Genomic DNA, 25,708 nt, shown 5'->3' on the forward strand with positions numbered 1-25,708 from the left:
AACCCTCTCCCGCCAGACGGGAGAGGGGGCAGATTACTGAATACTGCCGTTACTGCTTTTTTAGTGTCGTATTGAGGCGATAATGGATTTAGAGTGTCGGAATGCAACGAGGTCGTCTGAAAAGATTGAGATAGGTTTTCAGACGACCTTTCTTATATTATGGATTTATCTTAAATTCACGTCCCATTTTAAAAGTATAAGCAAAAGGACTATTTACTACCGATTGTGTAATCGCAGGGCTTTTTAGCCATTTAGCACTAAAAGCAAGCATTGCTCCTGCTGCTAATTGAATGTCAATATCAGGGATATATGGTGCTAATAGCGGTATTTCTTTGGCAATGCTCGCAATAGTGGGAGGTGTAGCAAAAAGACTATATTTATCTGTTGGCAAAATATTTTGGAAATGTGCTTTCATCGAATCTAGCCGGGTGCGTATTTTATTCTCATTAAACAATCTATTTAAGTCATATAAATCTTTTTGAATTTCCTGAATTTTTTTATGATAAGTTTTTTGTAACTCTTCAGACTGAATGATGGAATTATAAATTGTATCTAAATGTTCACGAAGCTTAATTAACTCATCTCGTCTTCGATATTTAAAGTCAAGAATTTCATGAATTGGTGTGCTATCAATAGGAACAGGTAGTGAATTTATTAAATTAAACTCTATAATTTGCTTTTTATTATCTTCATTTATCAAAGGAAAGTATAAATCATCCGTCTCAAGAATATCTTGAGCAAGTGTCCATTGTCCTTTAGATGATTTTATATGTTGCTCCAGAGCCCATAATTGAGATTTTAAAAATAAATCAGGATTAATTCCATCATTATCGAATGGGTACATGGTTCTAGTAAGAATACCTTGTGCTTCTAACATTATTAATTCTGGATCAGCCAATCCCATAAAACATTGTGTATTTACAGGATAATCAATTTTATCCCAATAAACTAAATATTTAATAATATCTGAAGATCGTAAATTCTCTTTAAACAACAAACCATCAATTTCTTTTGACTCAAAAACAGTCTCTCTCGGAGGAATCTGCAGTTTATTCCTATAAGATATAAGACCTTCTATATGATTAGAAGGTTCTTTGGTTGAAGTTACTTTATATATTGGTTCGAATATATCAGAAATAACAACTCCACGTTCTAAACACATTTTTTGTTACCTTTCAAAGCCAGGAAGTAATTTAAGGTAGTAATTATATTGGGAAGTAATGATAAATTTACAAGGAGCTTTTTAAAACAACAACAGACTCTTCTAACTTGAACTTGAATTTTTTGGGATTAGAAGATTTTTTATGAGATGAAATAGATATTTTTAATTTTAATCTTATACAAAAAGGTCGCCTGAAAATCCTCCCAAACAGGTTTTTCAGACGACCTTTTCTTCTCCTACTCATTCCAACCCGACTTTTAAATACTCGCACTATGCCCTACCCGCACATGGCTGTGGTGGTCGCGGCCTTCGTGGTCGTAGTCGGATTTGAAGCCTTTGAGCACGACGTCTATGTCGTTTTCCTTGGCGAAGACGTTGGCGAAGTCTTCAATCAGTTCCAATACGTCGCCGGCGATGTAGGACGAGCGTTCGGCGTTGATGGTTACTTTGGAACCCGGGCGGATGTTTTTCAGGGTTTTCTTGATGGCGGCTTTGTTCAGGAACGAGACTTCTTCCGCCAGTTCCAAGCTGATTTCGTCGGCTTCGGCGAGTTCTTCGCGGCTGAGGTAGTAGGCGCGTTTCATGTTGCCCTGAAGGATGAAAATGATGCTGATGGCGAGCCCGATGCCGACGCCTTTGAGCAGGTCGAGCGCGACGACGGCAACGAGGGTGGCGGCGAAGGGGATGAACTGGTACAGCCCTTTATGCCAGAAATGCAGGAGGGTGGCGGGTTTTGCCAGTTTGTAGCCCACCAGCAGCAAGACGGCAGCGAGGGTGGACAGGGGGATCATGTTGAGGATAAAGGGAATCGCCAAAACGCACACCAGCAACAGGACGCCGTGGATAACGGCAGACAGTTTGTGCGTCGCTCCTGCATTGGCGTTGGCGGACGAACGCACGACGACGGAGGTGATGGGCAGGCCACCGATGAGCGAGCTGACGATGTTGCCTGCGCCCTGTGCGCGCAATTCGCGGTTGGTATCGGTAATGCGGCGGCGGGTGTCGAGGCGGTCGGCAGCTTCGATGCAGAGCAGGGTTTCAATCGAGGCAACGATGGCGATGGTGATGCCGGTCATCCAAACGTAGCTGTTGCCGAAACCTGAAAAGTTGGGCAGCGTGAGCATACCTGCGGCTTCGCGCCATGTGTCGGGAACGGGCAGTTGGACAAGTTGTCCGGCGGGAATGGCAAGGCTGCTGCCGCTGGCGACAAACCATTGGTTCATCAGTATCCCCGCGCCCACGGCAACCAACGCGGCGGGCAGGGCTTTGATGTTTTTCAGCGCGGGGATTTTGTCCCATACGATTAGGATTACCATCGACACGCCCGCTACCAAAAGGGAGCCTGTGTGGATGTCGGCGAACAGGGCGGCGGGGTTGGCGAGGCTGCCGTTGCTGCCCAAGGCGAACGGAATCTGTTTCATGATGATAATCACGCCGATGCCCGCCAACATGCCTTCGATAACGGACACAGGGATGTATTCGGCAAGGCTGCCGGCGCGGATGAAGCCGAGCAAAAGCTGGATGGCGCCGGCGATTAAGCCTGCGCACAGGAACAGCTCGAACGAACCGAGTTCGGTAATTGCGGCAAGGATAATCGCCGCCAAGCCTGCGGCAGGGCCGGAAACGCTGATGTGCGAGGTGCTGAGGGAACCGATGACGATGCCGCCGACGATGCCCGCCAATACACCGGATAACGGCGGCGCGCCGGAAGCGAGCGCGATGCCGAGGCACAACGGCAGGGCGACGAGGAAGACGACCAGTCCGGAAGCGAAATTAGACTTGAACAGGCTGCCCAAAGGCTGTTTTTTCTGATGGGGTTTCATGGTGAGGGGTACTCCTGATGTGTGTATGTTTTTGTATTTGATAGGATTGGGGCAAATCAAGGTCGTCTGAAAAATCAGGACGCTTGTCCAAACTGCTTTTTTCAGACGACCTCCGAGCCGTCAACCTGCTTTCTTGCGCGCGTTGACCACCCATTCGGAATCGGTGAGGTCGTAGATTTTCTGAATGTCGGCGAGGATATTTTTGAAGTCGATGTTCAAATCGATAAGGCCGCCGGTACGCAGATCGAAGACCCAGCCGTGCACAATCGGGTAGCCGTCGAGCAGGTAGCGTTCCTGCACGCACGCCATTTTGATGACGTTGAGGCACTGTTCCTGCACGTTCAATTCGACCAGGCGATCGTAGCGCAGGTGCTCGTCTTCGATTGCGTCAAGTTCTTCCTGATGCAGGCGGTACACGTCGCGGATGTTGCGCAGCCACGGATTCATCGCGCCCAAATCTTCGGGCAGCATCGCCGCTTTGATGCCGCCGCAGTTGTAGTGTCCGCAGATGATGATGTGTTTGACTTTCAAATGCGAGACGGCGTATTCGATGGCGGAAGCGGCATTCATGTCCAAACCGTGGACAAGGTTGGCAACGTTGCGGTGTACAAACACGTCGCCCGGTTCAAACCCCATCAACTCTTCCGCCGCGACGCGGCTGTCGGAGCAGCCGATGTAGAGGTATTCGGGATTTTGTCCGTCGGCGAGGTCTTTGAAGTAATCGGGGCATTGCTGCCTCTTCGTTTCCTGCCATTTGCGGTTGTTTTCAAAAATGACTTCGTATGATTGACTCATGCGGGCTTCCTTTCTGCTTGATGTGTCGTATGTTTTTTTGTTATAGCACCCTGTTTCGGATGCGGCCTCTGTAAGGGTTGCGCATTCTAGGAAGGCAAAATTAGAGAAAAATTAGCCATAAAATGCCGTATCAATATGTAAATTCGGCATTTTCAAGCAAAAGGTCGTCTGAAAACCCTTTTTCAACCCAATCAGACAAAAAAAGGAGAAACCGCAGTTTCTCCCTATCTTTCAAAAAATTAAATCGTCCTCATCCACACGCCGCCGCCCCGTCCGAAAAGTTCCCTACTGCCTATCATGCCCCTGCAATTTTCAGACGACCTCCTTACCAATCCTTACACTTTACGGCATAATGGCGGACTGTTTTTCCGAGGAGAATTCCATGTCCGTCAAAACCCCGTCGCTATTCGGCGGCGCCATGATTATCGCCGGTACGGTTATCGGCGCAGGTATGCTTGCCAACCCGACTGCCACCTCCGGCGTTTGGTTTACAGGCTCGCTGATTGTGTTGCTCTACACTTGGTTTTCCATGCTTTCCAGCGGTCTGATGATACTCGAAGTCAACACCCACTATCCGCACGGCGCCAGCTTCGACACCATGGTCAAAGACCTGCTCGGCCCGACTTGGAACGCCATCAACGGCATCGCTGTCGCCTTCGTTTTATATCTGCTCACCTACGCCTACATCTTCGTCGGCGGCGATTTGACCGCCAAGGGGCTGGGCAGCGCGGTGGGGAGCGACGTTTCGCTCACCGTCGGACAACTTGTCTTCTTCGGCATCCTCGCGTTTTGCGTGTGGGCGTCGGCACGACTGGTGGACCGCTTCACCTCCATACTCATCGGCGGCATGGTACTGACTTTCATCTGGGCGACCGGCGGGCTGATTGCCGATGCCAAACTGCCCGTCCTCTTCGACACTCAAGCACCCGCAGGCACCAGCTACTGGATTTACGCCGCCACCGCCCTGCCCGTCTGCCTTGCTTCCTTCGGCTTCCACGGCAACGTCTCCAGCCTGCTTAAATACTTTAAAGGTGATGCGCCCAAAGTGGCGAAATCCATCTGGACGGGCACACTGATTGCGCTGGTGATTTACGTCCTGTGGCAAATCGCCATCCAAGGCAACCTGCCGCGCAGCGAGTTCGCCCCCGTGATTGCCGCCGAAGGACAAGTCTCCGTCCTCATCGAAACCCTGTCCAAGTTCGCCCAAACCGGCAGCATGGACAAAGTGTTGACCCTCTTCTCCTACATGGCGATTGCCACTTCCTTCCTCGGCGTAACGCTCGGCCTCTTTGACTACATCGCCGACATCTTCAAATGGAACGACAGCGTGTCCGGCCGCACCAAAACCGCCGCCCTCACCTTCCTGCCGCCCCTGATTTCCTGCCTGCTGTTCCCGACAGGCTTCGTTACCGCCATCGGCTACGTCGGTCTGGCGGCAACCATTTGGACCGGCATCATCCCCGCCATGCTGCTCTACCGTTCGCGTAAAAAATTCGGCGCAGGCAAAAACTACAAGGTTTATGGCGGATTCGGACTGATGGTTTGGGTTTTCCTCTTCGGCGTCATCAACATCGCCGCGCAGGTATTGAGCCAACTCGAACTCGTCCCCGTGTTCAAAGGCTGACAAGCAAATCGACACCCCGGAGGTCGTCTGAAAACAGATTTCAGACGACCTCTCCCGTTTTCCGTTACAATAAACACCCTCCGAATCACAGCACACGACCGTCCATGTACGACAATATCCGCTTCCACCTAGACGAAGAATATCCCGAAGGCCTGCCGTCCGAAAACGCCGCCACGCATATCGGCATGTACTGGATATGGGCGGCGCAGGCAGGGCTGGCGAATCCCGTTTGGCAAACCGCCCCCGAAAGCGCGGAAGATTTCGCCAATATGCTCAAAGGCAGAACCAGCGGTCGCCGCTTCCTGCTCAAACACATGGACGGCGCGCTCACGCCCGACGACTTCACCGAACAAGGGCAGAAATTTACCTCCTATTACTACGACAATGAAGAAGACGGCTACGGCGCATTTTTAGAAGACTACGTCCGCACCCTCGACACCCCGTCGCTCGGCGGCTTCTACCACGTCCCCAACACCCCCGAAATCTACAAACGCCTCAAACCCGTCTTTCAGGCAGCGTTTGAGCAATGGAAAAACCATTTGGAATCCCCTGTCGGAGAGCAACCGTGAAACTCATCATCCTCGACCGCGACGGCGTCATCAACCAAGACCGCGACGACTTCGTCAAATCCGTAGACGAATGGATCCCCATCGAAGGCAGCATGGACGCCATCGCCTTCCTGACGCAGGCAGGCTACAACATCGCCGTCGCCACCAACCAATCCGGCATCGGCCGCAAATACTTCACCGTCCAAGACCTGACCGAAATGCACGCCAAAATGCACCGCCTCATCCGTCAGGCGGGCGGCGAAATCGACGGCATCTGGTTTTGCCCGCACACCGCCGCCGACAACTGCGACTGCCGCAAACCCAAGCCCGGCATGATTTACGACATCCTCGAACGCTTCAAAGCTGACCCCGCCGAAACCTGGCTGGTCGGCGACAGCCTGCGCGACCTGCAAGCCATGCACGAAGCCGGCGGCAAAACCGCGCTCGTCCTGACCGGCAAAGGCAAGAAAACCCTGTCGCAACAGGAAAAAGAATTACCCGAAAACACCCAAATCTTCGAAAGCCTGCTCGCCTTCTCCCAATACATCATGCACGAAGCCGCACAAGACCGTGCAGACGGACAGGCAAACCCGTAAATACACGAGGTCGTCTGAAACCCTGTTTCGCCCCATTTCAAGCCCAAACAAGATTTCAGACGACCCATCCGACAGGTAGAAACATGCTCCTCATCCGCAACCTGACCTACTGGTTCATCCTCAGCACCAGCCTGATTTTACTTTTCCCCTTCATGCTCCTCGCCCTGCCCTTCCAAGGCGGCGCGCACAAAATGGCGCAAATCTGGGTACGCATCCTCAACTGGTCGCTCAAACACATCATCGGACTCAAATACCGCCTCATCGGTGCCGAAAACATCCCCGACCGCCCCTCTATCATCTGCGCCAAACACCAAAGCGGCTGGGAAACCCTCGCCCTGCAAGAAATCTTCCCGCCGCAGGTTTACGTCGCCAAACGCGAGCTGTTCAAAATCCCCTTTTTCGGCTGGGGCCTGAAACTCGTCAAAACCATAGGTATAGACCGCAGCAACAGCCGCGAAGCCAGCAAACAACTGATGGAACAAGGCATGGCGCGCAAAAACGAAGGCTACTGGATCACCATCTTCCCAGAAGGCACACGCCTGCCGCCCGGCGAAAAAGGCCGCTATAAACTCGGCGGCGCGCGCATGGCGAAAATGTTTGAAATGGACATCGTCCCCGTCTCCCTCAACAGCGGCGAATTTTGGCCGAAGAATGCCTTCCTCAAACACCCCGGCACCATCACCGTCGTCATCAACCCCGTCATCCCCCACAACAGCGGTACGGAAGCCGAATTGATGGCGGAATGCGAAAAACGGATTGAAGCGCAACAACCCCTGATTGAAGGAAAAGGACCGTTTGCCGTTGCAAAGGTCGTCTAAAAACGCAGATTCGCCCCGACACCGACCCAATCCATGTCCCGCCACTACGCCCATACCCTTTCAGACGGCCAGTCCATCCGAATCCGGCTCAAACGCAGCGCCAAGAAAAACCTCATCCTGCGCCCCGTATCCCGTGACACCGTCAGCATCAACGTTCCTCCGTTTGTCAGCCATCGCTTTCTCGCCCAATGGCTGACCGACAACGAACCGCTCTTGCGCCGCACCCTAGACCAAGCCCCGACCGCCGCCGCATCCGCCGACACCCTCCCCGAATGGATTTGGTATCAAGGCGTTCAGACGACCCTGTCCGTCCACAGCGGCAACCACATCCAAATCAGGTCGTCTGAAATCCTGCTGCCCGAAAAAGAACCCGCCGCCCAACTGACCCACCTGCGCCGCTTCCTGCACGAACGCGCCCGCGAATACCTGCTGCCGCGCCTCGAACACCACGCCCGCGCCACCGCCCTCATTCCCGCCGCGACCGCCCTCTCCAACGCCAAAACCTTCTGGGGTGTCTGCCGCCACACCACCGGCATCCGCCTCAACTGGCGGCTCATCGGCGCACCCGATTATGTCGCAGACTACATCTGCATCCACGAACTCTGCCACCTGCCCCACCCCGACCACAGCCCGCAGTTTTGGGCAACCGTCAACCGCCTCACCCCGCACACCCAAGCCGCCGAAACATGGCTGAAAGCCCACGGGCGTGAATTGTTTGCATTAGGCTAAAGAGTTCGACACGCCGATACATCAAGGTCGTCTGAAACCCCGTTTCGCCCGTTTCAAGCCCAAACAAGATTTCAGACGACCCAATTCATGATGGCTACGCACGGCAAATCATGCCAATCCGTCACAAACCATCCGCCCCACTATCCACCCCACTATCCGCCCGCCCTGCAAAACAGGATAATGCCGTATACTTTTGCGACGGCAGCCCGCGCATCATCCGTCCGACAAAAAAGGCTAAAATACGCAGACTTTCAGACGCGTGAAAACAAGCCTTAACCCACGCGACACATCAAACCGCCCGATAAACAGACAACATCCGCATCCCGCCACACAAACAGCCAACATTGAGGGAAAACACATCATGATCAGTATTTTCGACATTTTCAAAATCGGCATCGGCCCTTCCAGCTCCCACACCGTCGGCCCCATGAAAGCCGCCGCCGCCTTTTCAGACGACCTCAAACAATCGGGGCTGGACGCGCAAACCGAACGCATCGTCATCGACATTTACGGCTCGCTGGCGCTGACAGGACGCGGGCACGGCACATTCGACGCCCTCCTGCTCGGCTTGGAAGGCAGCCTGCCGCACGACATCCCCCTCGCCGACATCCCCGACCGTCTCGAACGCATCCGCACGCAACACATCCTCCGCCTCAACGGACGCGAAATCAGCTTCAACCCCGACAGCGACCTGAACATACGCGGCGACCAAGTGTTGCCCAAACACCCGAACGGACTGAATTTCACCGCCTACGGCAAAGACGGCGGCAAACTCAAAGAACAAATTTACTACTCCGTCGGCGGCGGCTTTATCGTTACCGATCAAGAGTTTGACAAACAAGCCGAGCAAACGCGCCAAGTCCCCTACCCTTACACCAGCTGCGCCGAACTGCTCGCCCAATGCCGCATGAACCAGCTCGACATCTCCGAAGCCGTGTTGGCAAACGAAGCCGCGCTTGCCGGTTGCAGCGAAGCCGAAATCCGCCGCCGCGTCGCCGGCGTTGCCGACGTTATGGAAGGCTGCATCAAACGCGGGCTGGCGGCAGACGGAGAACTGCCCGGCGGCTTGAGCGTCCGCCGCCGCGCCCCGCAGCTTGCCGCCAAACTCAAAGCCCTGCGCGAAACCGAAATCGTCAACACCCAACTCTGGCCCATGGTTTACGCCATGGCGGTCAACGAAGAAAACGCCGCCGGCGGACGCGTCGTGACTGCCCCGACCAACGGCGCCGCCGGCATCATCCCCGCCGTCCTGCACTACTTCCGCAAGTTCAACCCGCACGCCACGCAAGAGCGCGTCGAAAACTTCCTGCTCACCGCAGGCGCCATCGGCATCCTCTACAAAACCAACGCCTCCATCTCCGGCGCAGACGTCGGCTGCCAAGGCGAAGTCGGCGTCGCCTGCTCCATGGCGGCGGGTGCATACGCCGAAGTCATCGGCGGCACGCCCAAACAAGTGGAAAACGCCGCCGAAATGGCGATGGAACACCATCTGGGCCTGACCTGCGACCCCGTCGGCGGATTGGTGCAAATCCCCTGCATCGAACGCAACGGCATCGCCGCCGAAAAAGCCCTCAAACTCGGCACCCTCGCCCTGCTGGAAGACGGCACGGACAAAAAAGTCTCGCTCGACGAAGTCATCCAAACCATGCTGCAAACAGGGCGCGACATGAAGTCCACCTACAAAGAAACCTCGCTTGCCGGACTCGCCATCACCCTCCAGAAAAAAGCCGTCCCCGTCTCCGTCCGCGTTGTGGAATGTTGAAAACGGAGCAGACAAAAAGGTCGTCTGAACATTTTGTTTTTCAGACGACCTTTTTGATGGATTCGACTCCTCGCGTATGCACGCAAAACCATCGCTGCAAATGACGGCAAGCCTTCAGCCCTATTTGCAGCACAACATTTTCAGACGACCTCTCAGCTTAAAAGGTCGTCTGAAAAATCATTTCGCCTTACCGCTTCAAAGCCAGCGTCAACACGCCCGCCGTAACCAGTCCCAAGCCTATCCATTCCTGCGTGCTGGGGCGTTCGTCCAGAAAGACCACTGCCATCAGCGCGACCAATACCAGGCTAAATTTGTCGACGGGGGCGACTTGCGAGGCGTTGCCCAGTTGCAGGGCTTTGAAGTAGGCTAGCCAGGATGCGCCGGTGGCGAGGCCGGAGAGAATCAGGAATGTCCAGTTTCTTCCTGTGAACCCGTTTACGCCCTGCCATTTGCCGGTATAGGTCAGGAACAAGACCAGCGCGGCGAGGATGACCAGCGTGCGGATGAAGGTGGCGAAATCCGAATCGATGCCCTGCAAACCCATTTTGGCGAAAATCGCCGTCAGCGAGGCGAAGCCTGCGGATGCCAATGCCCAGAAAAGCCATGCGTTGCTGCCCATGTTTGTCCGTTTCTCTTGTGGATTGTCAACAATATGAACCGTATTTTTGTTGAATTATCGAATTTTTCACTGCGATTCATTCTCAGATAACGCTATAATATGCCTAAAATTCTTTTGAATCCATCAGCGTTTGTCTTTCCGATGGGCTTTCAGACGACCCTCCTCTTTTTCTCCATTCAGTAAAGGAAAATCATGAGCTTCAAAACCGATGCCGAAATCGCCCAATCTTCCACCATGCGTCCGATTGGCGAAATTGCCGCCAAGCTGGGTTTGAACGTTGACAATATCGAACCCTACGGCCATTACAAAGCCAAAATCAATCCTGCCGAAGCGTTCAAACTGCCGCAAAAACAAGGCCGTCTGATTTTGGTTACCGCCATCAACCCGACTCCAGCGGGCGAAGGCAAAACCACCGTGACCATCGGTTTGGCGGACGCGTTGCGCCACATCGGCAAAGATTCTGTTATCGCCCTGCGCGAACCTTCTTTGGGGCCTGTGTTCGGCGTTAAAGGCGGCGCGGCGGGCGGCGGCTATGCCCAAGTTTTGCCGATGGAAGACATCAACCTGCACTTTACCGGCGACTTCCACGCCATCGGCGCGGCGAATAACTTGCTCGCCGCCATGCTCGACAACCATATCTACCAAGGCAACGCGTTGAACATCGACCCTAAACGCGTGCTGTGGCGGCGCGTGGTCGATATGAACGACCGCCAGTTGCGCAACATCATCGACGGCATGGGCAAACCCGTTGACGGCGTGATGCGTCCCGACGGCTTCGACATCACCGTCGCCTCCGAAGTCATGGCGGTATTCTGCCTTGCCAAAGACATCAGCGATTTGAAAGAGCGTTTGGGCAACATCCTCGTCGCCTACGCCAAAGACGGCAGCCCCGTTTACGCCAAAGATTTGAAAGCCCACGGCGCGATGGCGGCATTGCTCAAAGACGCCATCAAGCCTAACTTGGTGCAAACCATCGAAGGCACGCCCGCCTTCGTACACGGCGGCCCCTTCGCCAACATCGCCCACGGCTGCAACTCCGTTACCGCCACCCGACTGGCAAAACACCTTGCCGATTACGCCGTAACCGAAGCAGGCTTTGGCGCGGATTTGGGTGCGGAAAAATTCTGCGACATCAAATGCCGCCTTGCCGGCTTGAAACCCGACGCGGCCGTCGTCGTCGCCACCGTCCGCGCCTTGAAATACAACGGCGGCGTAGAACGCGCCAACCTCGGCGAAGAAAACCTCGAAGCCTTGGCAAAAGGCCTGCCCAACCTGCTGAAACACATTTCCAACCTGAAAAACGTATTCGGCCTGCCCGTCGTCGTCGCTATCAACCGCTTCGTGTCCGACTCCGATGCCGAGTTGGCAATGATTGAAAAAGCCTGCGCCGAACACGGTGTCGAAGTTTCCCTGACCGAAGTGTGGGGCAAAGGCGGCGCGGGCGGCGCGGATTTGGCGTGCAAAGTCGTCAACGCCATCGACAACCAACCCAATAACTTCCGCTTCGCCTACGATGTCGAGTTGAGCATCAAAGACAAAATCCGCGCCATCGCCCAAAAAGTGTACGGCGCGGAAGACGTCGATTTCAGCGCGGAAGCATCTGCCGAAATCGCTTCGCTGGAAAAACTGGGCCTGGACAAAATGCCCGTCTGCATGGCGAAAACCCAATATTCCCTCAGCGACAACGCCAAACTCTTAGGCTGCCCCGAAGGCTTCCGCATCACCGTGCGCGGCATCACCGTTTCCGCCGGCGCAGGCTTCATCGTTGCCCTGTGCGGCAACATGATGAAAATGCCCGGCCTGCCCAAAGTCCCCGCCGCCGAGAAAATCGACGTGGACGCAGACGGCGTGATCCACGGCTTGTTCTGATTTGAATCTGAAGTGAAGTAAACAGCAAAAAGGTCGTCTGAAAACGGGTTTCAGACGACCTTTTATTATTCGGAACAGTTTAAACTCAACCGCGACCACCCGTAGCGTGGGCTTTGCCCACGAATCCTCCCTTGATGAAATAGTCGTCTGAAATGTTGAAATAAACCCGCCACATTCGTTTTTCAGACGCTCCTTTATTTACGCGATCGCTTTGCCTTATCCTGATTTGAAGTTAATCCACTATAATACCGCCCATTGTTTTAAACCGACGAAAGGTCGTCTGAAATGACCCAAAACGCAAACAACCTCTGCTGGCTCGACATGGAAATGACCGGGCTTGACCCCGAACGCGAACGCATTATCGAAGTCGCCATGATTATTACCGACTCCGATTTGAACGTCTTGGCGCAGTCCGAAGTTTATGTCGTCCACCAAAGCGACGAACTGCTCGACGGCATGGACGAATGGAACACCGCCACCCACGGTCGCACGGGGCTGACCCAACGCGTGCGCGAATCGCGGCTGACCGAAGCCGAAGTGGAACAAAAACTGCTCGACTTTATCGCGCAATGGATTCCCGAAAAAGCCACGCCGATGTGCGGCAATTCCATCCATCAAGACCGCCGCTTCATGGTCAAATACATGCCGCGCCTCGAGGCATATTTCCACTACCGCAATCTGGACGTATCCACCCTGAAAGAACTCGCCAAACGTTGGAATCCGTCCGTTGCCAAAGGCGTGGTAAAGCGCGGTTCGCATCAGGCTTTGGACGATATTCTCGAAAGCATCGAGGAAATGCGTTACTACCGCGAAAACTTCTTGAAACTGCCTGAGGCCGTCTGAAAACACCGTCAGCACACTTTTCAGACGACCTCTCCGACCATCATGTCCTATCAATACCGCCAATCCCTGCCCGATACGCCGCTGGACATCGTCGGCGACGTTCACGGCGAATTTGCCGCCTTTCAATCGCTGCTGCACCGGCTCGGCTACCGCGACGACGGTTTCCATCCGCACGGGCGGCGGCTGGTGTTTGTCGGCGATTTGTGCGACCGCGGTCCCGACAGTCCCGCGATGCTGGCGTGGTTCAAACAGGCTTATGAACGCGGATGGGCGTGGATGGTTTTGGGCAACCACGAATTGAACATTCTTGCAGACGACCCGAAAGACGGCTCCGGCTGGTTTTTCGATGTCCGCGCCGAAAAAGACGCCCATTACGCGCCGTGGCATTGCGTTGAAGAGAAAGAAAAAACCGAATTGCGCGCATGGCTGGCCGAGCAGCCCCTGCTGCTGGAGCGCAAAGACCTGCGCATCGTCCACGCCGCCTGGCTGCCGCCGCAAATCGAACGCCTCGAAGAAGCAAAGGGCGAAAGCCTGACCGCGCAATACCGCCGTTTCGATGCCGAGTTGAAACACTGCCTTCAGACGGCCTCTTGGTATCCCGACTATCTCTACGAACAGGCGCATTACGCCCCGCAGGCGGAAAATTCCGACCATGCGCCGCCGCCCATGCCCGCCACCGCGCGATACGAACTCGAACGCAGCCGCCTGCATCCGATACGCGCCCTCACCAGCGGCGTGGAGCGTTTGGCGAACGAGCCGTTTTACGCCGGCGGACGTTGGCGCGGCACCACCCGTTGCGCGTGGTGGGACGACTACCGCGACGATAAGCCCGTCGTTATCGGCCATTATTGGCGCAGTTGGCAGCCGTCCCCCGCTGCCGTTGCCGCCGAACGGCTGTTGCTGCCGCCGCAGCCGGATGTCTGGCACGGCGCGCGGCGCAATGTGTTCTGCGTAGATTTTTCGATAGGCGCAAGCTGGCGGGCAAGGAAATTCCCGCAAAAATACCGTCCCGAACAGTTCAGGCTGGCGACATTGCGCTGGCCGGAGAAGGTGTTGGTGTTTGAGAACGGCGAATGCGCGGCGACGCGTTAGCCTGACAACAAACGGGCATACTCGCCCAACCCACAGAAAAGCAATTCATAAGTTTAAACGCCGATAAACCCCTACCCGTACGTAGGCAGTCTTCTGATTCAATCACGCCAAATAAAAAAGCCGGCCGAACCTATTTAAGGTTCGGCCGGCTTTTATCGTTTTAAAAATTAACGATGTCTGTGGACTTGGCTGCCGATGACGCCGCCTAATGCAGCGCCGCCCAAAGTAGAGCCGGTATCGCCGCCGATCAAGTTACCCGCTACACCGCCCAATACCGCGCCAGTAGCGGTATTGCGTTGTGTTTGGGTCATACCTGCACATGCACTCAGAGAAGTAGCAATGGCGATCAAGGTCAAAGTTTTAGTCAAGAAAGACTTGCTCATGGTGTGTTCTCCGTTGTGGGTTAACTCAGTGACGAAAGTATGTCACACCAAGTCATTAATATTTATTCCAATAAGTAAAGTCATTTTAAACTAAGATAATTTAACAGGCGGACAGTTAGAAAAAACCATAATCCGATAAATCAGACAAATTAAACAAAAGGTCGTCTGAAACTGTCTGTTTTTACCCACACAGCCTTTTCAGACGACCTCTTTTTTGCCGCTCAAACCGGCTTAAGGCGCAACCCGTTTACGGTTTGCCGCAGCCAAAAGTGCGAGCATTTCTTCGGTGGTATCCCAACCGATACAGGCATCGGTAATGCTTTGCCCGTAAACTTCGGGCTTGTCCTGTCTGCCTTCGAGCAAATGGCTTTCAACCATCACACCCATAATGTTGTCTTCGCCGTTTTCGAGTTGCGCGGCAACATCTTGGGCAACTTCCATCTGCCGTCTGTAATCTTTACGGCTGTTCGCGTGGCTGCAATCGACCATCAGCTTGGGCGACAAACCGACTTTTATTAATTGTTCCGCCGCCGATTTGACGTGTTCGGTGCTGTAATTCGGCTCTTTGCCGCCGCGCAGGATAACGTGGCAGTCGGGATTGCCGCTGGTATGCACAATGGCGGAATGCCCTGCTTTGGTTACAGACAGGAAGTGATGCGGATGACTTGCCGCACCAATCGCGTCGATGGCGATTTTCAGATTGCCGTCCGTTCCGTTTTTGAAACCGACCGGACAAGACAGACCGCTGGCGAGTTCGCGGTGTACTTGACTTTCCGTCGTCCGCGCGCCAATCGCGCCCCAAGAAATCAAGTCTGCGTAATATTGCGGCGTAATCATGTCGAGGAACTCCGTCGAAGCCGGCATGCCCATATTGTTCAGCGTCAGCAGCAAGCTGCGCGCCTGACGCAGGCCGTAGTTGATGTCGAACGTACCGTCCAAGTGCGGGTCGTTAATAAGACCTTTCCAGCCCACCGTCGTGCGCGGTTTTTCAAAATACACGCGCATCACAATCAGCAATTCTTTTTCATATTTCTTGCGCAACACCAACAAACGTTCGGCGTATTCCAACGCAGCTTTGGTGTCGTGGATGGAACACGGACCGATAATCACCAGCAGACGGTTGTCCTTGCCGTGAACCAAATCGGCGATTTCATGACGTGTACGGTGTACCAGTCCCGCCGCTTCATCAGAAATCGGCAGCTCGTACAAATGGGCAATCGGTGGCAGCAGCTCTTTGACTTCTCTAATCTTAATATCGTCGGTAGGGTATTGTTGGGTCATTGTTATTGCTTTCAAATTCAGATAAATCGAGGCATAGATTACCTTCTTTACCTGTTTTAAACAAGTCTTTCGCCAACCACACGGCAATTTTATTTCAAAAATTTAATTTTTTACTATTTTTATATATTTAAATTTCTAATATTTTAGATTTTTCGCAATAAAATTTTGAACAAATCAATAATCAATACCTCCGTTGTCAACAATTTCCATCCCACTATCCATATAGTTAATCCCGCCTTCAAACAACATACTTTTGACGAATACTTCAAGACCATTCCGCCCAAAACTTGACCACGAACAAGCCCCGCTTTGTTTTTACGCAAGCCAACACATCATTCACATCGAAATGTAGTAAAATAACAAAATATCAAAGCCATATCGCGCAGCCTGTGTTGCCTATCCTTCGCAAACACCATCCTGCCGCATCATTTAAATAACAATATCCTCATCACACGCCCCACACATCCTTCCCGCTTTTACTGAAAAGCCGTCCGACCTTTCAGACGACCTTTCCTCACCACCACAAAAACAAGGAGCGTTACAATGAAAGCAGCACGTTTTTACGATAAAGGCGACATCCGCATCGAAGACATCCCAGAACCGACCGTCGCCCCCGGCACCGTCGGCATCAACGTCGCCTGGTGCGGCATCTGCGGTACCGACCTGCACGAATTCATGGAAGGCCCGATTTTCATTCCGCCCTGCGGTCATCCGCACCCGATTTCCGGCGAGTCCGCGCCTGTAACGATGGGACACGAGTTCTCCGGCGTGGTTTATGCCGTCGGCGAAGGCGTGGACGACCTCAAAGTCGGACAACACGTCGTGGTCGAACCCTACATCATCCGCGATGACGTACCGACCGGCGAAGGCAGCAACTACCACCTCTCCAAAGACATGAACTTCATCGGCTTGGGCGGCTGCGGTGGCGGTCTTGCCGAAAAAATCGCCGTCAAACGCCGCTGGGTGCATCCGATTTCCGACAAAATTCCATTAGACCAAGCCGCTTTGATTGAGCCCCTGTCCGTCGGCCATCACGCCTACGTCCGCAGCGGCGCGAAAGCAGGCGACGTCGCATTGGTCGGCGGCGCAGGCCCGATCGGTTTGCTGCTTGCCGCCGTATTGAAAGCCAAAGGCATCAAAGTCATCATCACCGAATTGAGCAAAGCGCGCAAAGATAAAGCCCGCGAATCCGGTGTTGCCGACTATATCCTCGACCCGTCAGAAGTCGATGTCGTCGAAGAAGTGAAAAAACTGACCAACGGCGAAGGCGTGGATGTCGCATTCGAATGCACCAGCGTCAACAAAGTGCTGGACACCATGGTCGAAGCCTGTCGCCCGACTGCGAAAGTCGTCATCGTATCCATTTGGAGCCACCCCGCCACCATCAACGTCCACAGCGTCGTGATGAAAGAGCTGGACGTGCGCGGCACCATCGCCTACTGCAACGACCACGCCGAAACCATCAAACTGGTGGAAGAAGGCAAAATCAACCTCGAACCTTTCATCACCCAGCGCATCAAGCTGGACGAGCTGATTTCCGAAGGCTTCGAGCGTCTGATTCACAACAACGAATCCGCCGTCAAAATCATCGTCAATCCCAACTTGTAAACGCCTGACGGATTGATAGAAACACAAAGGTCGTCTGAAAACCTCAAATCGAGATTTTCAGACGACCTTTTTATCTGTAAAGACGATTCAAACCATCATCAACAATACCCGTCGGGCTATTGCCCATCAGTTATTTCCCAACACCACCCAATCTACTGCGAAACATCTGCAAAGGTCGTCTGAAAGCCAACTTCAAGAAATCAAAGCTTCTTTTAAACACTTTCAGACGACCCTTTATCCAATCTAAATACCGAATAAAATATAATCTTTGCAAAAACACAACAAAAATTAATACAAAAATTTACAAAAAACACAGGAACTTATAAAATACCAAACAATAACAGTTGCAACAATAATCACAAATCATAATAATGTCATATATGCCGTTCAGGCATAAAAACCTACCGTATAACCGGCACACAGAAATATTACGGAGACTGTGTCAATGCACATCTAAACTCACATATAAGGATAAATCCGATGAAAACACGTTTTACTTTAACTTCTCTGGCTCTGGCTTCCCTCATGATGATGGGCAATGCTGCAATGGCAGCTGTTGTTCCTAGTGGCACGAGCCAATTTTTCAACGTTAAACTGACAGTAACTGGATCGTGTGAAACATTCACTGTTACCAGCGGAAAAACAGGTGCAATTACAGCCGAAGGTGATGTAACTGATGGTGCAGATATTGACTTTGCATCCCACCTTGCAGAAACCAACAGTGCCGAACTAGAAAAAGACAATGTCGGTAAAGCAGCAAACGGTATCCAAGTCAGCTGCAGCAAAAACACTGTGTTCCAAGTTGCTTTAGAACCAAGTAATGCCAACGCGAATGGCACTGGTTCCATGAGCGGTCTGAAAGCTAACAACCAAGATAAAATTGCATACCAGCTCTTCAAACCTACTATCAACAATCAAGGAACAGAAACTGAAGCGGTCAGTGATAACATTAGTGCAAACAATTGGGGTAAAGACACCAACGCCTTGTCTTTAGTAGGCAAAGGCACAACCACCCCTATTATGCTACCTGTATTTGCCAAAGTCGCAGCGGGCGCGTTGACAAACAAAACCCCTGACACTTACCAAGACCGCGTAAAAGTAACCCTGACCTACTAATCCGGTTTACTCCCTCAAAACAAAACAACTAAAAAATCCTCATGCAAAAAGCAATCAGCACACTTGTCGGTATGCTGACGGCGGCAGCGGTTTTACAGAGCCATGCCGCCGGCTTACAAGTCAGTCCGACATCTCTTTCCCTGCCCGCCAAACAGCGGGCGGGCATTTTTACTTTGGGAAATAAGGGTACAGAGCCGTTGACGGCGCAAGTGCGCGTGTTCCGCTGGACGCAGGACGCAAACGGTGGCGAGATACTCGAACCCACCGATGCCGTCATTGCCAGTCCGCCTATGGTCAAACTGGAAGCAGGTGCGCAACAGCAGTTCCGCGTGATGCGTGTCAAACCGTCTGAAAAACAGACAGAAGAAGCCTACCGCCTGATTGTGGACGAACTGCCCTCGCCCAATGCGAAACCGCAAAAAGGTATCCAGTTGGTGATGCGCTATTCGCTGCCGCTGTTTGTCAATGTTCAAAACAATGCCGAACCGACGCTGCAATGGCGTGCGGAAAAAGCCGAGAACGGCAAAACGGTTTTGGTTGCCGAAAATACAGGCAATGCCCATGCGCAACTGAGCAATATTACTTTTCAGACGACCTCTGCCAAAGACGCATTGACGCTGGCAAGCGGTCTAGCGGGCTACGTCCTGCCGGGCAACACTTGGAAACGCGAATTGGAAGTTTCCCCCGCTTCTTTGAACCCTGGTCGTCTGAATGCCACGGTAAACGGTATGCCGATCCAAACGGAGGTACGGTTTGCCGCCCCATGACCTAAGGACACGGCTGACGCGGTTAAGTACCGCGCTGATGCTGTGTTTCTACGCCCTGCCCTCTCCTGCTCAGGACATCCTGACGCAGGAGGCTCCTGCTGCCTACGAGCAGGCATGGCTGACTGTTTATCCTCAGGTCAAAGTTAACGGCAGCATACGCGACGGTATCGAACCCTTCATGTCGCGTAACGGCGTGCTGTATGCACGCCCCGAATCTCTGCGCGCCTACGGTATTGCCCTGCCCGACGCAGAAGCTGCCGAAGCAGGCAAAAACGGCGTTGTACCTGAAATTCAGGACGGCGTGTCCACCCCTGGCGCGGGCGGATGGTTCGAACTCTCCACTATCCCCGGCTTGCAGGCGAAATACGATGCCGCCGCGCAAACCCTTGATCTCACCGCCCCCCTCGAATGGCAGCCCGACCTGAAAACCACCCGAATCGGCACGCCGCAGGAAAACCGCTACGTCATCGCAAAACCCGGCTTTGCCGCCGTTCTGAACTATGACACCAATATCTCGCGCAACAATTCCGGCAGCGGCACGCAGGGCGTTTTCGGCGAAATGCGCCTGAGCACGCCTTGGGGCTATCTGAACCACACCCAATTTGCCAACCGAAGCCACAACAAAGAAAGCGGCTCCCACGGCAACACCGCCCGTCTGGATACCTACTGGCGCACCGTCTGGCCTGAACAAGGCATATCGCTGACCGTGGGCGACACCCTGACCGGACAAATCGGCTCATGGGGCGGCACACGCATCGGCGGCATCAAAATTTCCCGCACTTACAACACCCGTCCGTGGAAACAAACCGCCCCGCTACGTTCCTACCTCGGCAAAAGCACCCTGCCCGGCACGGTCGATCTCTATATTGACGGCGTCAAACAAATGAGCCGCGACGTCGAAGCGGGTGAATACGAACTCATCCTACCGCCGTCCATCAGCGGCCGCAGCAACGCCCAAGTCGTCGCCACCGACGTACTGGGGCGCACCGTCGTCGTCGATATGCCGCTTTACGGCGGCAGTGGACTTTTGGCAAAAGGCTTGAACGAATGGTCGTTTGAAGCAGGCTACGTCCGCCGCGATTACGGCATCCGTTCCGCAAAATACCAATCCGACCCCGCCGCCTCCGGCACGCTGCGTTACGGCATCAGCAATACCCTGACCGCCCAAATCCACGGCGAAGCCGCACGCGGTTACCGTCAGGCGGGCATTGCTGCCGATACCGTATTGGGTTCGCTCGGACAACTCAATCTTACCTACGCCGAAAGCCGCTTCGCAGGCAAAACAGGACGACGCAGCAGCGCGTTTTTCAGCACACAATGGGACAAACTTTCCCTCAGCGCAGGCGCAAGCCGCACTAACGGGCAATTTGCCGAGCTGGGCGACACCGCATACGGCGCCGACTTTTTCAAGGCTACACGCCATCCCGCCACCTCCGCATCCGCATCCGCAGGCTGGAGCAGCGACAAACTCGGCTCATTCAGCCTATCCTACGTCCATTCCCACACCGAAGGCAGTCCCGCCGACGGCATAGGCTCATTCGGCTGGAGCCGCAGCTTCAAAAAAAGCGCCTCGCTCTACGCCGGCGCCAATAAAAACTTCCGCAACAAACGTGAACTGAGTTTCCACGCGGGCCTCTCCGTCAGCCTCGACAACGGCTATTCGACCTCCGCAGGCATCAGCAGAAACAAACAAAACAGCAGCTACCAAGCCACCCTGAACAAAACCAGCAGCGGCATGGGCAGCACCAGCTGGGGCATAGGCTGGCAGCAAAACGACAACGCAAACGGCAGCCGCAGCAATACCTTCAACGGCAACATCCGCCATCAAAACACCTACGGCGACGGCTGGGCAAACGTTTACAGCCAAAGCGGCAACAGCAACTGGAACGCAGGCTGGAGGGGTGGCCTCGTCCTCATGGGCGGCAGCCTCTTCGCCACCCGCCAAGTCAACGACAGTTTCGCCGTCGTCAGCACCGGCGATATGGCGGACGTCCCCATCCGCGCAGGCGGCATGCCCGTAGGCAAAACCAACCGCAAAGGGCTGGCACTAATCCCCAGCCTCTCTGCCTACCAAAAAAACACCGTCAGCGTCGATATTGCCGAATTGCCGCTGGACGTCCAGCTTGAACACACCGTCGCCGAAATCGCCCCGCCCGAACGCTCGGGCATGCGCGTCGAATTCAAAATCCAGCGTACCCGCGCCGCCACCATGACGCTGAAAGACGCACAAAACCAACTACTCCCGAGCGGCGGCAGCATTACTGCCGAAGACGGCACACCGGCAGCCGTAACCGGCTTCGACGGCAAAACATATATTGAAAACATGAAAGAAGGTAGAAACCGCTTCACTGTCATCCTCCCCGAAAACGGCGGCACTTGCACCTTCGAAGCGGACTACCCTGAAACACACAATCCGGATTCCATCCCGGAACTGGGAGACATCATATGCAGATAAATATAAAGAGAGGTCGTCTGAAAACAAACCCTGCAGGTTTCATTCAAACTTCGCGACTACTCCCTAAAACCATATTCGCCGCAGCCTTATGGCTGATGTTTGCCCCTGTCCAAACATGGGCGCACAACGGTGTAGTGGGCGACTATATGAAATGTACCGCCTCTGTCAGCAGCATCTCAGGCGCAGGTGGCAACGTCTTGTCCTTTGGTACGCCTACCCAAGGCATCAATCTGCTTGAAGGACAGATTCCTGAAGTACAAGCTACCATCAACTACGAATGCAAAAGTTTCCTGAAAAGCACCACTCATACCCGCCTGTGCTTCAACATCGATGGCGGCAATAATTCCCCCTCACAAAACAACCCAAGGTTGCTTGCGCATCCCAAGCGCCCCACCAATACATTGCAATTTCAACTTTACAAACCCGACGGCACTATCTGGGGCAGCAACGCGCCCAACAGCAACGCCAAGCCCTATATGACCGAGATGCTGGTAATCGGTCCCGACGGTACCAAATCAGATCAAATTACCCTCACCGCCAAACTCCTCAACCATCAGGAAACCGCCGCACCTTACGCTGACGGAAGCCCGTATGAAGCTGTCTTCAACGGCATATCCGCCTCACTAAACTGGAATACGACTTATTGGGGACAACATCCTGCCAACTGCGGTGCATATTACTCATCCAACGACAGTTTCCCCTTTACGGTACAGGCACACGCCAGCCCCGTCTGCGAATTCATCTCCGCCGACGACATCGATTTCGGCACACACACCGCCGGCAGCACCAACCTGAAACAGTCGGGCAACCTCACCGTCCGCTGCACCAACGGCACGCCCTACACCGTCGGTCTGATTCCTTCCAACAACAATCAGGAAGGCAGGGGCGAGATGAAATCCACCAATCCCGCCAACACCGACAAAGTCCCCTACGTTCTCAAAAAAGGGAACAGTTCAGAGCTCTGGGGCAACCAATCTTCGGGCACAGGCAGCGCACAAAGATTTACCGGCGACAGCAGCAATCAGACGCACACCATTTCGGCAGAAGTCCAAAACACCGACTACACCCCGGGCGAATATAAAGACAAAGTAACCGTCGATATCCGATACTGATTCGAAAGGTCGTCTGAAAAACAGTGCGGCATTTCAGTTATCAAAATGCTTGCTCGAACTGTGCTTTCAATGATGCCAGCGTTCCTGCTAAACCTTGAATCCTTTCTAAATGCAAACCTGCGACTTTGCGTCGGGTTTGCTTTCGGAACATTCCGGTTTGGCAGGAACGCTGATTTTTCAGACGACCTCTGCTCATACTCCCGAAACAACATAAAAAACTTTACATTTCCCTCAAACAGGTTTAAAACTCTTCCTTTTTACCATTCAGAAATTTGTTAATAATTTCCCTCTAAGGAGCTCAACATGAAAGTAGGTTTCGTCGGCTGGCGCGGCATGGTCGGTTCGGTTTTGATGCAGCGCATGCAAGAAGAAAACGACTTCGCCCACATTCCCGAAGCGTTCTTCTTCACCACTTCCAACGTCGGCGGCGCGGCACCTGATTTCGGTCAGGCGGCTAAAACATTATTGGACGCGAACGACGTTGCCGAGCTGGCGAAAATGGACATTATCGTAACCTGCCAAGGCGGCGATTACACTAAATCCGTATTCCAACCCCTGCGCGACAGCGGCTGGAACGGCTACTGGATTGACGCGGCGTCATCCCTGCGCATGAAAGACGACGCGATCATCGTCCTCGACCCCGTCAACCGAAACGTCATCGACGACGGCCTCAAAAACGGTGTGAAAAACTACATCGGCGGCAACTGCACCGTCTCCCTGATGCTGATGGCGCTGGGCGGCCTGTTCCAAAACGATTTGGTCGAATGGGCGACCAGCATGACCTACCAAGCCGCATCCGGCGCGGGCGCGAAAAACATGCGCGAACTCATCAGCGGCATGGGAGCGATTCACGCCAAAGTAGCGGACGAGCTTGCCGATCCTTCCAGCGCGATTCTCGACATCGACCGCAAAGTGTCCGATTTCCTGCGCAGCGAAGACTATCCGAAAGCCAATTTCGGCGTACCGCTCGCCGGCAGCCTGATTCCGTGGATTGACGTAGATTTGGGCAACGGCCAGTCCAAAGAAGAATGGAAAGGCGGCGTGGAAACCAACAAAATCCTCGGCCGCAGCGACAATCCGACCGTAATCGACGGCTTGTGCGTCCGCATCGGCTCTATGCGCTGCCACAGCCAAGCCATCACCCTGAAGCTGAAAAAAGACCTGCCCGTTTCTGAAATCGAAGCGATTTTGGCAGGCGCGAACGACTGGGTAAAAGTCATCCCCAACGAAAAAGAAGCCAGCATCCACGAGCTGACGCCCGCCAAAGTCACCGGCACGCTGTCCGTCCCCGTCGGACGCATCCGCAAACTGGGCATGGGCGGCGAATACATCAGCGCGTTCACCGTCGGCGACCAGCTCTTGTGGGGCGCAGCCGAACCTCTGCGCCGCGTATTGCGCATCGTGTTGGGCAGCTTGTAAGATTCGCAGTTCAAACAAAAAGCAACGGTTTATCCGTTACTTTCTTATGGCAAAGAATCCAGCATCCAATCATGCGGAGCGATGCTGTCCTGACTTTAACCGATTCGATTCACTATATAAAGAGGTCGTCTGAAAACCCGAAATCCGGTTTTCAGACGACCTCTTGCCATTCAAACAGGGAAACCGTTTGCCTGAAGCCCATTTATGTTTTGGGCTGTTTCAGACGACCTCTCCCCTTTTCTGTTCGCCGATTAAATACCGCGCAGCAATTCGTTGACGCTGGTTTTGGCGCGGGTTTGCGCGTCCACGCGTTTGACGATGACGGCGCAGTAGAGGCTGTGGCTGCCGTCTTTGGAAGGCATGCTGCCGGACACGACAACCGAGCCTGCCGGTACGCGGCCTTGGTAGATTTCGCCGGTAGTACGGTCGAGGATTTTGGTGGATTGTCCGATGAACACGCCCATGGAAATCACGCTGCCTTCTTCGACAATCACGCCTTCGACGATTTCGGAACGCGCGCCGATGAAACAGTTGTCTTCAATGATGGTTGGGCTGGCTTGCAGCGGTTCGAGTACGCCGCCGATGCCGACTCCGCCGCTCAAGTGGACGTTTTTACCGATTTGGGCGCAAGAGCCGACGGTCGCCCAAGTATCGACCATCACGCCTTCGTCAACGTATGCGCCGATGTTGACATAAGACGGCATCAGGACGACGTTTTTGGCAACGAAGCTGCCGCGACGCGCAACGGCACCGGGTACAGCGCGGAAACCGGCGGCGCGGAATTCGTCTTCAGACCAGTCGGCAAACTTGGTCGGCACTTTGTCGAAGTATTTGTTCACGCCGTCGTTGAGGACTTCGTTGTCTTGGATGCGGAAGGAAAGCAGGACGGCTTTTTTCGCCCATTCGTTGACTTTCCATTCGCCCACGCCCAAGCGTTCGGCGACGCGCAATTTGCCTGAATCGAGTTGGCGGATGGTTTCCAACACGGCTTCTTTGACTTCGGGGGTAACGGTGGTCGGGGTGATGTCCGCACGGTTTTCAAAGGCGGTTTCGATGATGTTTTGCAAAGACATGGGGATTCCTTTTGAAGAGGGTAAAAGGTCGTCTGAAAAATTCGGATGACCTGCAAACAGGCGGTATTTTGCCATGTAAACGCTTTGCCGTCAGCTTTTGCGGGGATACGGCGATATTCCGACCAATCCGGGCTTCCATAAACCGTCTCCGCCGTTTAAAACAAATCGGCACAATCAAAACAAAAAGGTCGTCTGAAAACTGAACTGCACCCCA

General features: G+C 53.7%; 23 protein-coding genes. 16 read left to right on the forward strand and 7 right to left on the reverse strand.

The annotated features are described in order from the left end of the window. Nucleotides 1-157: 157 nt before the first annotated feature. The 3 genes from HMPREF2572_RS04160 to HMPREF2572_RS04170 all read right to left on the reverse strand — a co-directional run bounded on the left by HMPREF2572_RS04160 (nucleotide 158) and on the right by HMPREF2572_RS04170 (nucleotide 3,780). Nucleotides 158-1,162 (reverse strand): DUF6236 family protein, encoded by a 1,005-nt coding sequence (locus HMPREF2572_RS04160; RefSeq protein WP_070496369.1) that lies wholly within the window; start codon nucleotides 1,160-1,162, stop codon nucleotides 158-160. Between the two features lie 257 nt (nucleotides 1,163-1,419). Then, complete coding sequence (locus HMPREF2572_RS04165) at nucleotides 1,420-2,985, reverse strand: SulP family inorganic anion transporter (protein ID WP_070496370.1); 1,566 nt, start codon at nucleotides 2,983-2,985, stop codon at nucleotides 1,420-1,422. Between the two features lie 120 nt (nucleotides 2,986-3,105). Further along, a complete protein-coding gene (locus HMPREF2572_RS04170) occupies nucleotides 3,106-3,780 on the reverse strand; it encodes a carbonic anhydrase (protein ID WP_070496371.1) in 675 nt (224 codons plus the stop codon). A gap of 382 nt (nucleotides 3,781-4,162) precedes the next feature. Between HMPREF2572_RS04170 and HMPREF2572_RS04175 the strand changes: the two genes are divergently transcribed. The 7 genes from HMPREF2572_RS04175 (at nucleotide 4,163) to HMPREF2572_RS04200 (ending at nucleotide 9,857) form a co-directional block, all read left to right on the forward strand. Next, a complete protein-coding gene (locus HMPREF2572_RS04175) occupies nucleotides 4,163-5,404 on the forward strand; it encodes an aromatic amino acid transporter (RefSeq protein ID WP_070496372.1) in 1,242 nt (413 codons plus the stop codon). Nucleotides 5,405-5,508: 104 nt separating this feature from the next. Continuing rightward, entirely contained in the window at nucleotides 5,509-5,973 is a 465-nt protein-coding gene (locus HMPREF2572_RS04180; RefSeq protein ID WP_049223250.1) for a DUF7832 domain-containing protein, read from the forward strand. Beyond that, complete coding sequence (gene gmhB / locus HMPREF2572_RS04185) at nucleotides 5,970-6,548, forward strand: D-glycero-beta-D-manno-heptose 1,7-bisphosphate 7-phosphatase (protein WP_049223251.1); 579 nt, start codon at nucleotides 5,970-5,972, stop codon at nucleotides 6,546-6,548. Before HMPREF2572_RS04180 ends, gmhB begins: the two co-directional genes overlap by 4 nt. 83 nt (nucleotides 6,549-6,631) lie before the next feature. Continuing rightward, on the forward strand, nucleotides 6,632-7,366 hold the full coding sequence (locus HMPREF2572_RS04190; RefSeq protein WP_049223252.1) for a lysophospholipid acyltransferase family protein: 735 nt from the start codon (nucleotides 6,632-6,634) through the stop codon (nucleotides 7,364-7,366). A gap of 33 nt (nucleotides 7,367-7,399) precedes the next feature. Next, a complete protein-coding gene (locus HMPREF2572_RS04195) occupies nucleotides 7,400-8,095 on the forward strand; it encodes a M48 family metallopeptidase (RefSeq protein WP_070496373.1) in 696 nt (231 codons plus the stop codon). Nucleotides 8,096-8,205: 110 nt separating this feature from the next. Beyond that, nucleotides 8,206-8,358: a hypothetical protein gene (locus HMPREF2572_RS14550; RefSeq protein WP_168161775.1), complete on the forward strand. Its 153-nt coding sequence runs from the start codon at nucleotides 8,206-8,208 to the stop codon at nucleotides 8,356-8,358. A 98-nt stretch (nucleotides 8,359-8,456) separates the two neighbouring features. Then, a complete protein-coding gene (locus tag HMPREF2572_RS04200; protein WP_070496374.1) occupies nucleotides 8,457-9,857 on the forward strand; it encodes an L-serine ammonia-lyase in 1,401 nt (466 codons plus the stop codon). 187 nt (nucleotides 9,858-10,044) lie between these two features. Here HMPREF2572_RS04200 and HMPREF2572_RS04205 read toward each other — a convergent pair whose 3' ends face one another. Further along, nucleotides 10,045-10,476, reverse strand: coding sequence for an EamA family transporter (locus tag HMPREF2572_RS04205; RefSeq protein ID WP_003761693.1), 432 nt, complete (start codon nucleotides 10,474-10,476; stop codon nucleotides 10,045-10,047). Between the two features lie 192 nt (nucleotides 10,477-10,668). On the opposite strand from HMPREF2572_RS04205, the gene HMPREF2572_RS04210 reads away from it, so the two are divergent. From HMPREF2572_RS04210 to HMPREF2572_RS04220, 3 genes are all read left to right on the forward strand, one after another. After that, complete coding sequence (locus HMPREF2572_RS04210; protein ID WP_070496375.1) at nucleotides 10,669-12,345, forward strand: formate--tetrahydrofolate ligase; 1,677 nt, start codon at nucleotides 10,669-10,671, stop codon at nucleotides 12,343-12,345. A 285-nt stretch (nucleotides 12,346-12,630) separates the two neighbouring features. After that, nucleotides 12,631-13,188: an oligoribonuclease gene (orn, locus tag HMPREF2572_RS04215; protein WP_070496376.1), complete on the forward strand. Its 558-nt coding sequence runs from the start codon at nucleotides 12,631-12,633 to the stop codon at nucleotides 13,186-13,188. Nucleotides 13,189-13,230: 42 nt separating this feature from the next. Beyond that, entirely contained in the window at nucleotides 13,231-14,280 is a 1,050-nt protein-coding gene (locus tag HMPREF2572_RS04220; RefSeq protein WP_070496377.1) for a metallophosphoesterase, read from the forward strand. Nucleotides 14,281-14,447: 167 nt separating this feature from the next. Here the strand turns inward: HMPREF2572_RS04220 and HMPREF2572_RS04225 are convergent, their stop codons facing one another. Together HMPREF2572_RS04225 and aroG are read right to left on the reverse strand one after the other, a co-directional pair. After that, on the reverse strand, nucleotides 14,448-14,663 hold the full coding sequence (locus HMPREF2572_RS04225) for a glycine zipper 2TM domain-containing protein (RefSeq protein WP_003761681.1): 216 nt from the start codon (nucleotides 14,661-14,663) through the stop codon (nucleotides 14,448-14,450). 231 nt (nucleotides 14,664-14,894) lie between these two features. Beyond that, nucleotides 14,895-15,944 carry a 3-deoxy-7-phosphoheptulonate synthase AroG gene (aroG, locus tag HMPREF2572_RS04230; RefSeq protein WP_070496378.1) on the reverse strand — a complete coding sequence of 350 codons (1,050 nt, stop codon included), beginning with the start codon at nucleotides 15,942-15,944 and terminating at the stop codon, nucleotides 14,895-14,897. 543 nt (nucleotides 15,945-16,487) lie between these two features. Between aroG and HMPREF2572_RS04235 the strand changes: the two genes are divergently transcribed. From HMPREF2572_RS04235 to asd, 6 genes are all read left to right on the forward strand, one after another. Further along, nucleotides 16,488-17,552, forward strand: coding sequence for a 2,3-butanediol dehydrogenase (locus HMPREF2572_RS04235; RefSeq protein ID WP_003776525.1), 1,065 nt, complete (start codon nucleotides 16,488-16,490; stop codon nucleotides 17,550-17,552). 480 nt (nucleotides 17,553-18,032) lie between these two features. Beyond that, nucleotides 18,033-18,668 (forward strand): spore coat protein U domain-containing protein, encoded by a 636-nt coding sequence (locus HMPREF2572_RS04240; RefSeq protein WP_070496379.1) that lies wholly within the window; start codon nucleotides 18,033-18,035, stop codon nucleotides 18,666-18,668. Nucleotides 18,669-18,709: 41 nt separating this feature from the next. Next, nucleotides 18,710-19,435, forward strand: a complete 726-nt coding sequence (locus HMPREF2572_RS04245) for a fimbrial biogenesis chaperone (protein WP_070496380.1) — start codon at nucleotides 18,710-18,712, stop codon at nucleotides 19,433-19,435. A 37-nt stretch (nucleotides 19,436-19,472) separates the two neighbouring features. After that, nucleotides 19,473-21,890 (forward strand): fimbria/pilus outer membrane usher protein, encoded by a 2,418-nt coding sequence (locus HMPREF2572_RS04250; RefSeq protein WP_070496381.1) that lies wholly within the window; start codon nucleotides 19,473-19,475, stop codon nucleotides 21,888-21,890. Beyond that, nucleotides 21,881-23,002, forward strand: a complete 1,122-nt coding sequence (locus tag HMPREF2572_RS04255; RefSeq protein ID WP_070496382.1) for a Csu type fimbrial protein — start codon at nucleotides 21,881-21,883, stop codon at nucleotides 23,000-23,002. Before HMPREF2572_RS04250 ends, HMPREF2572_RS04255 begins: the two co-directional genes overlap by 10 nt. 303 nt (nucleotides 23,003-23,305) lie before the next feature. Further along, nucleotides 23,306-24,421, forward strand: a complete 1,116-nt coding sequence (gene asd, locus HMPREF2572_RS04260) for an aspartate-semialdehyde dehydrogenase (RefSeq protein ID WP_070496383.1) — start codon at nucleotides 23,306-23,308, stop codon at nucleotides 24,419-24,421. 251 nt (nucleotides 24,422-24,672) lie between these two features. On the opposite strand, the gene dapD is transcribed toward asd, so the two are convergent. Then, nucleotides 24,673-25,494: a 2,3,4,5-tetrahydropyridine-2,6-dicarboxylate N-succinyltransferase gene (gene dapD / locus HMPREF2572_RS04265; protein ID WP_070496384.1), complete on the reverse strand. Its 822-nt coding sequence runs from the start codon at nucleotides 25,492-25,494 to the stop codon at nucleotides 24,673-24,675. Nucleotides 25,495-25,708: the final 214 nt, after the last annotated feature.

Origin of the sequence: Neisseria sp. HMSC064E01 (assembly GCF_001808875.1) — a bacterium.
Classification (GTDB): domain Bacteria; phylum Pseudomonadota; class Gammaproteobacteria; order Burkholderiales; family Neisseriaceae; genus Neisseria; species Neisseria sicca_A.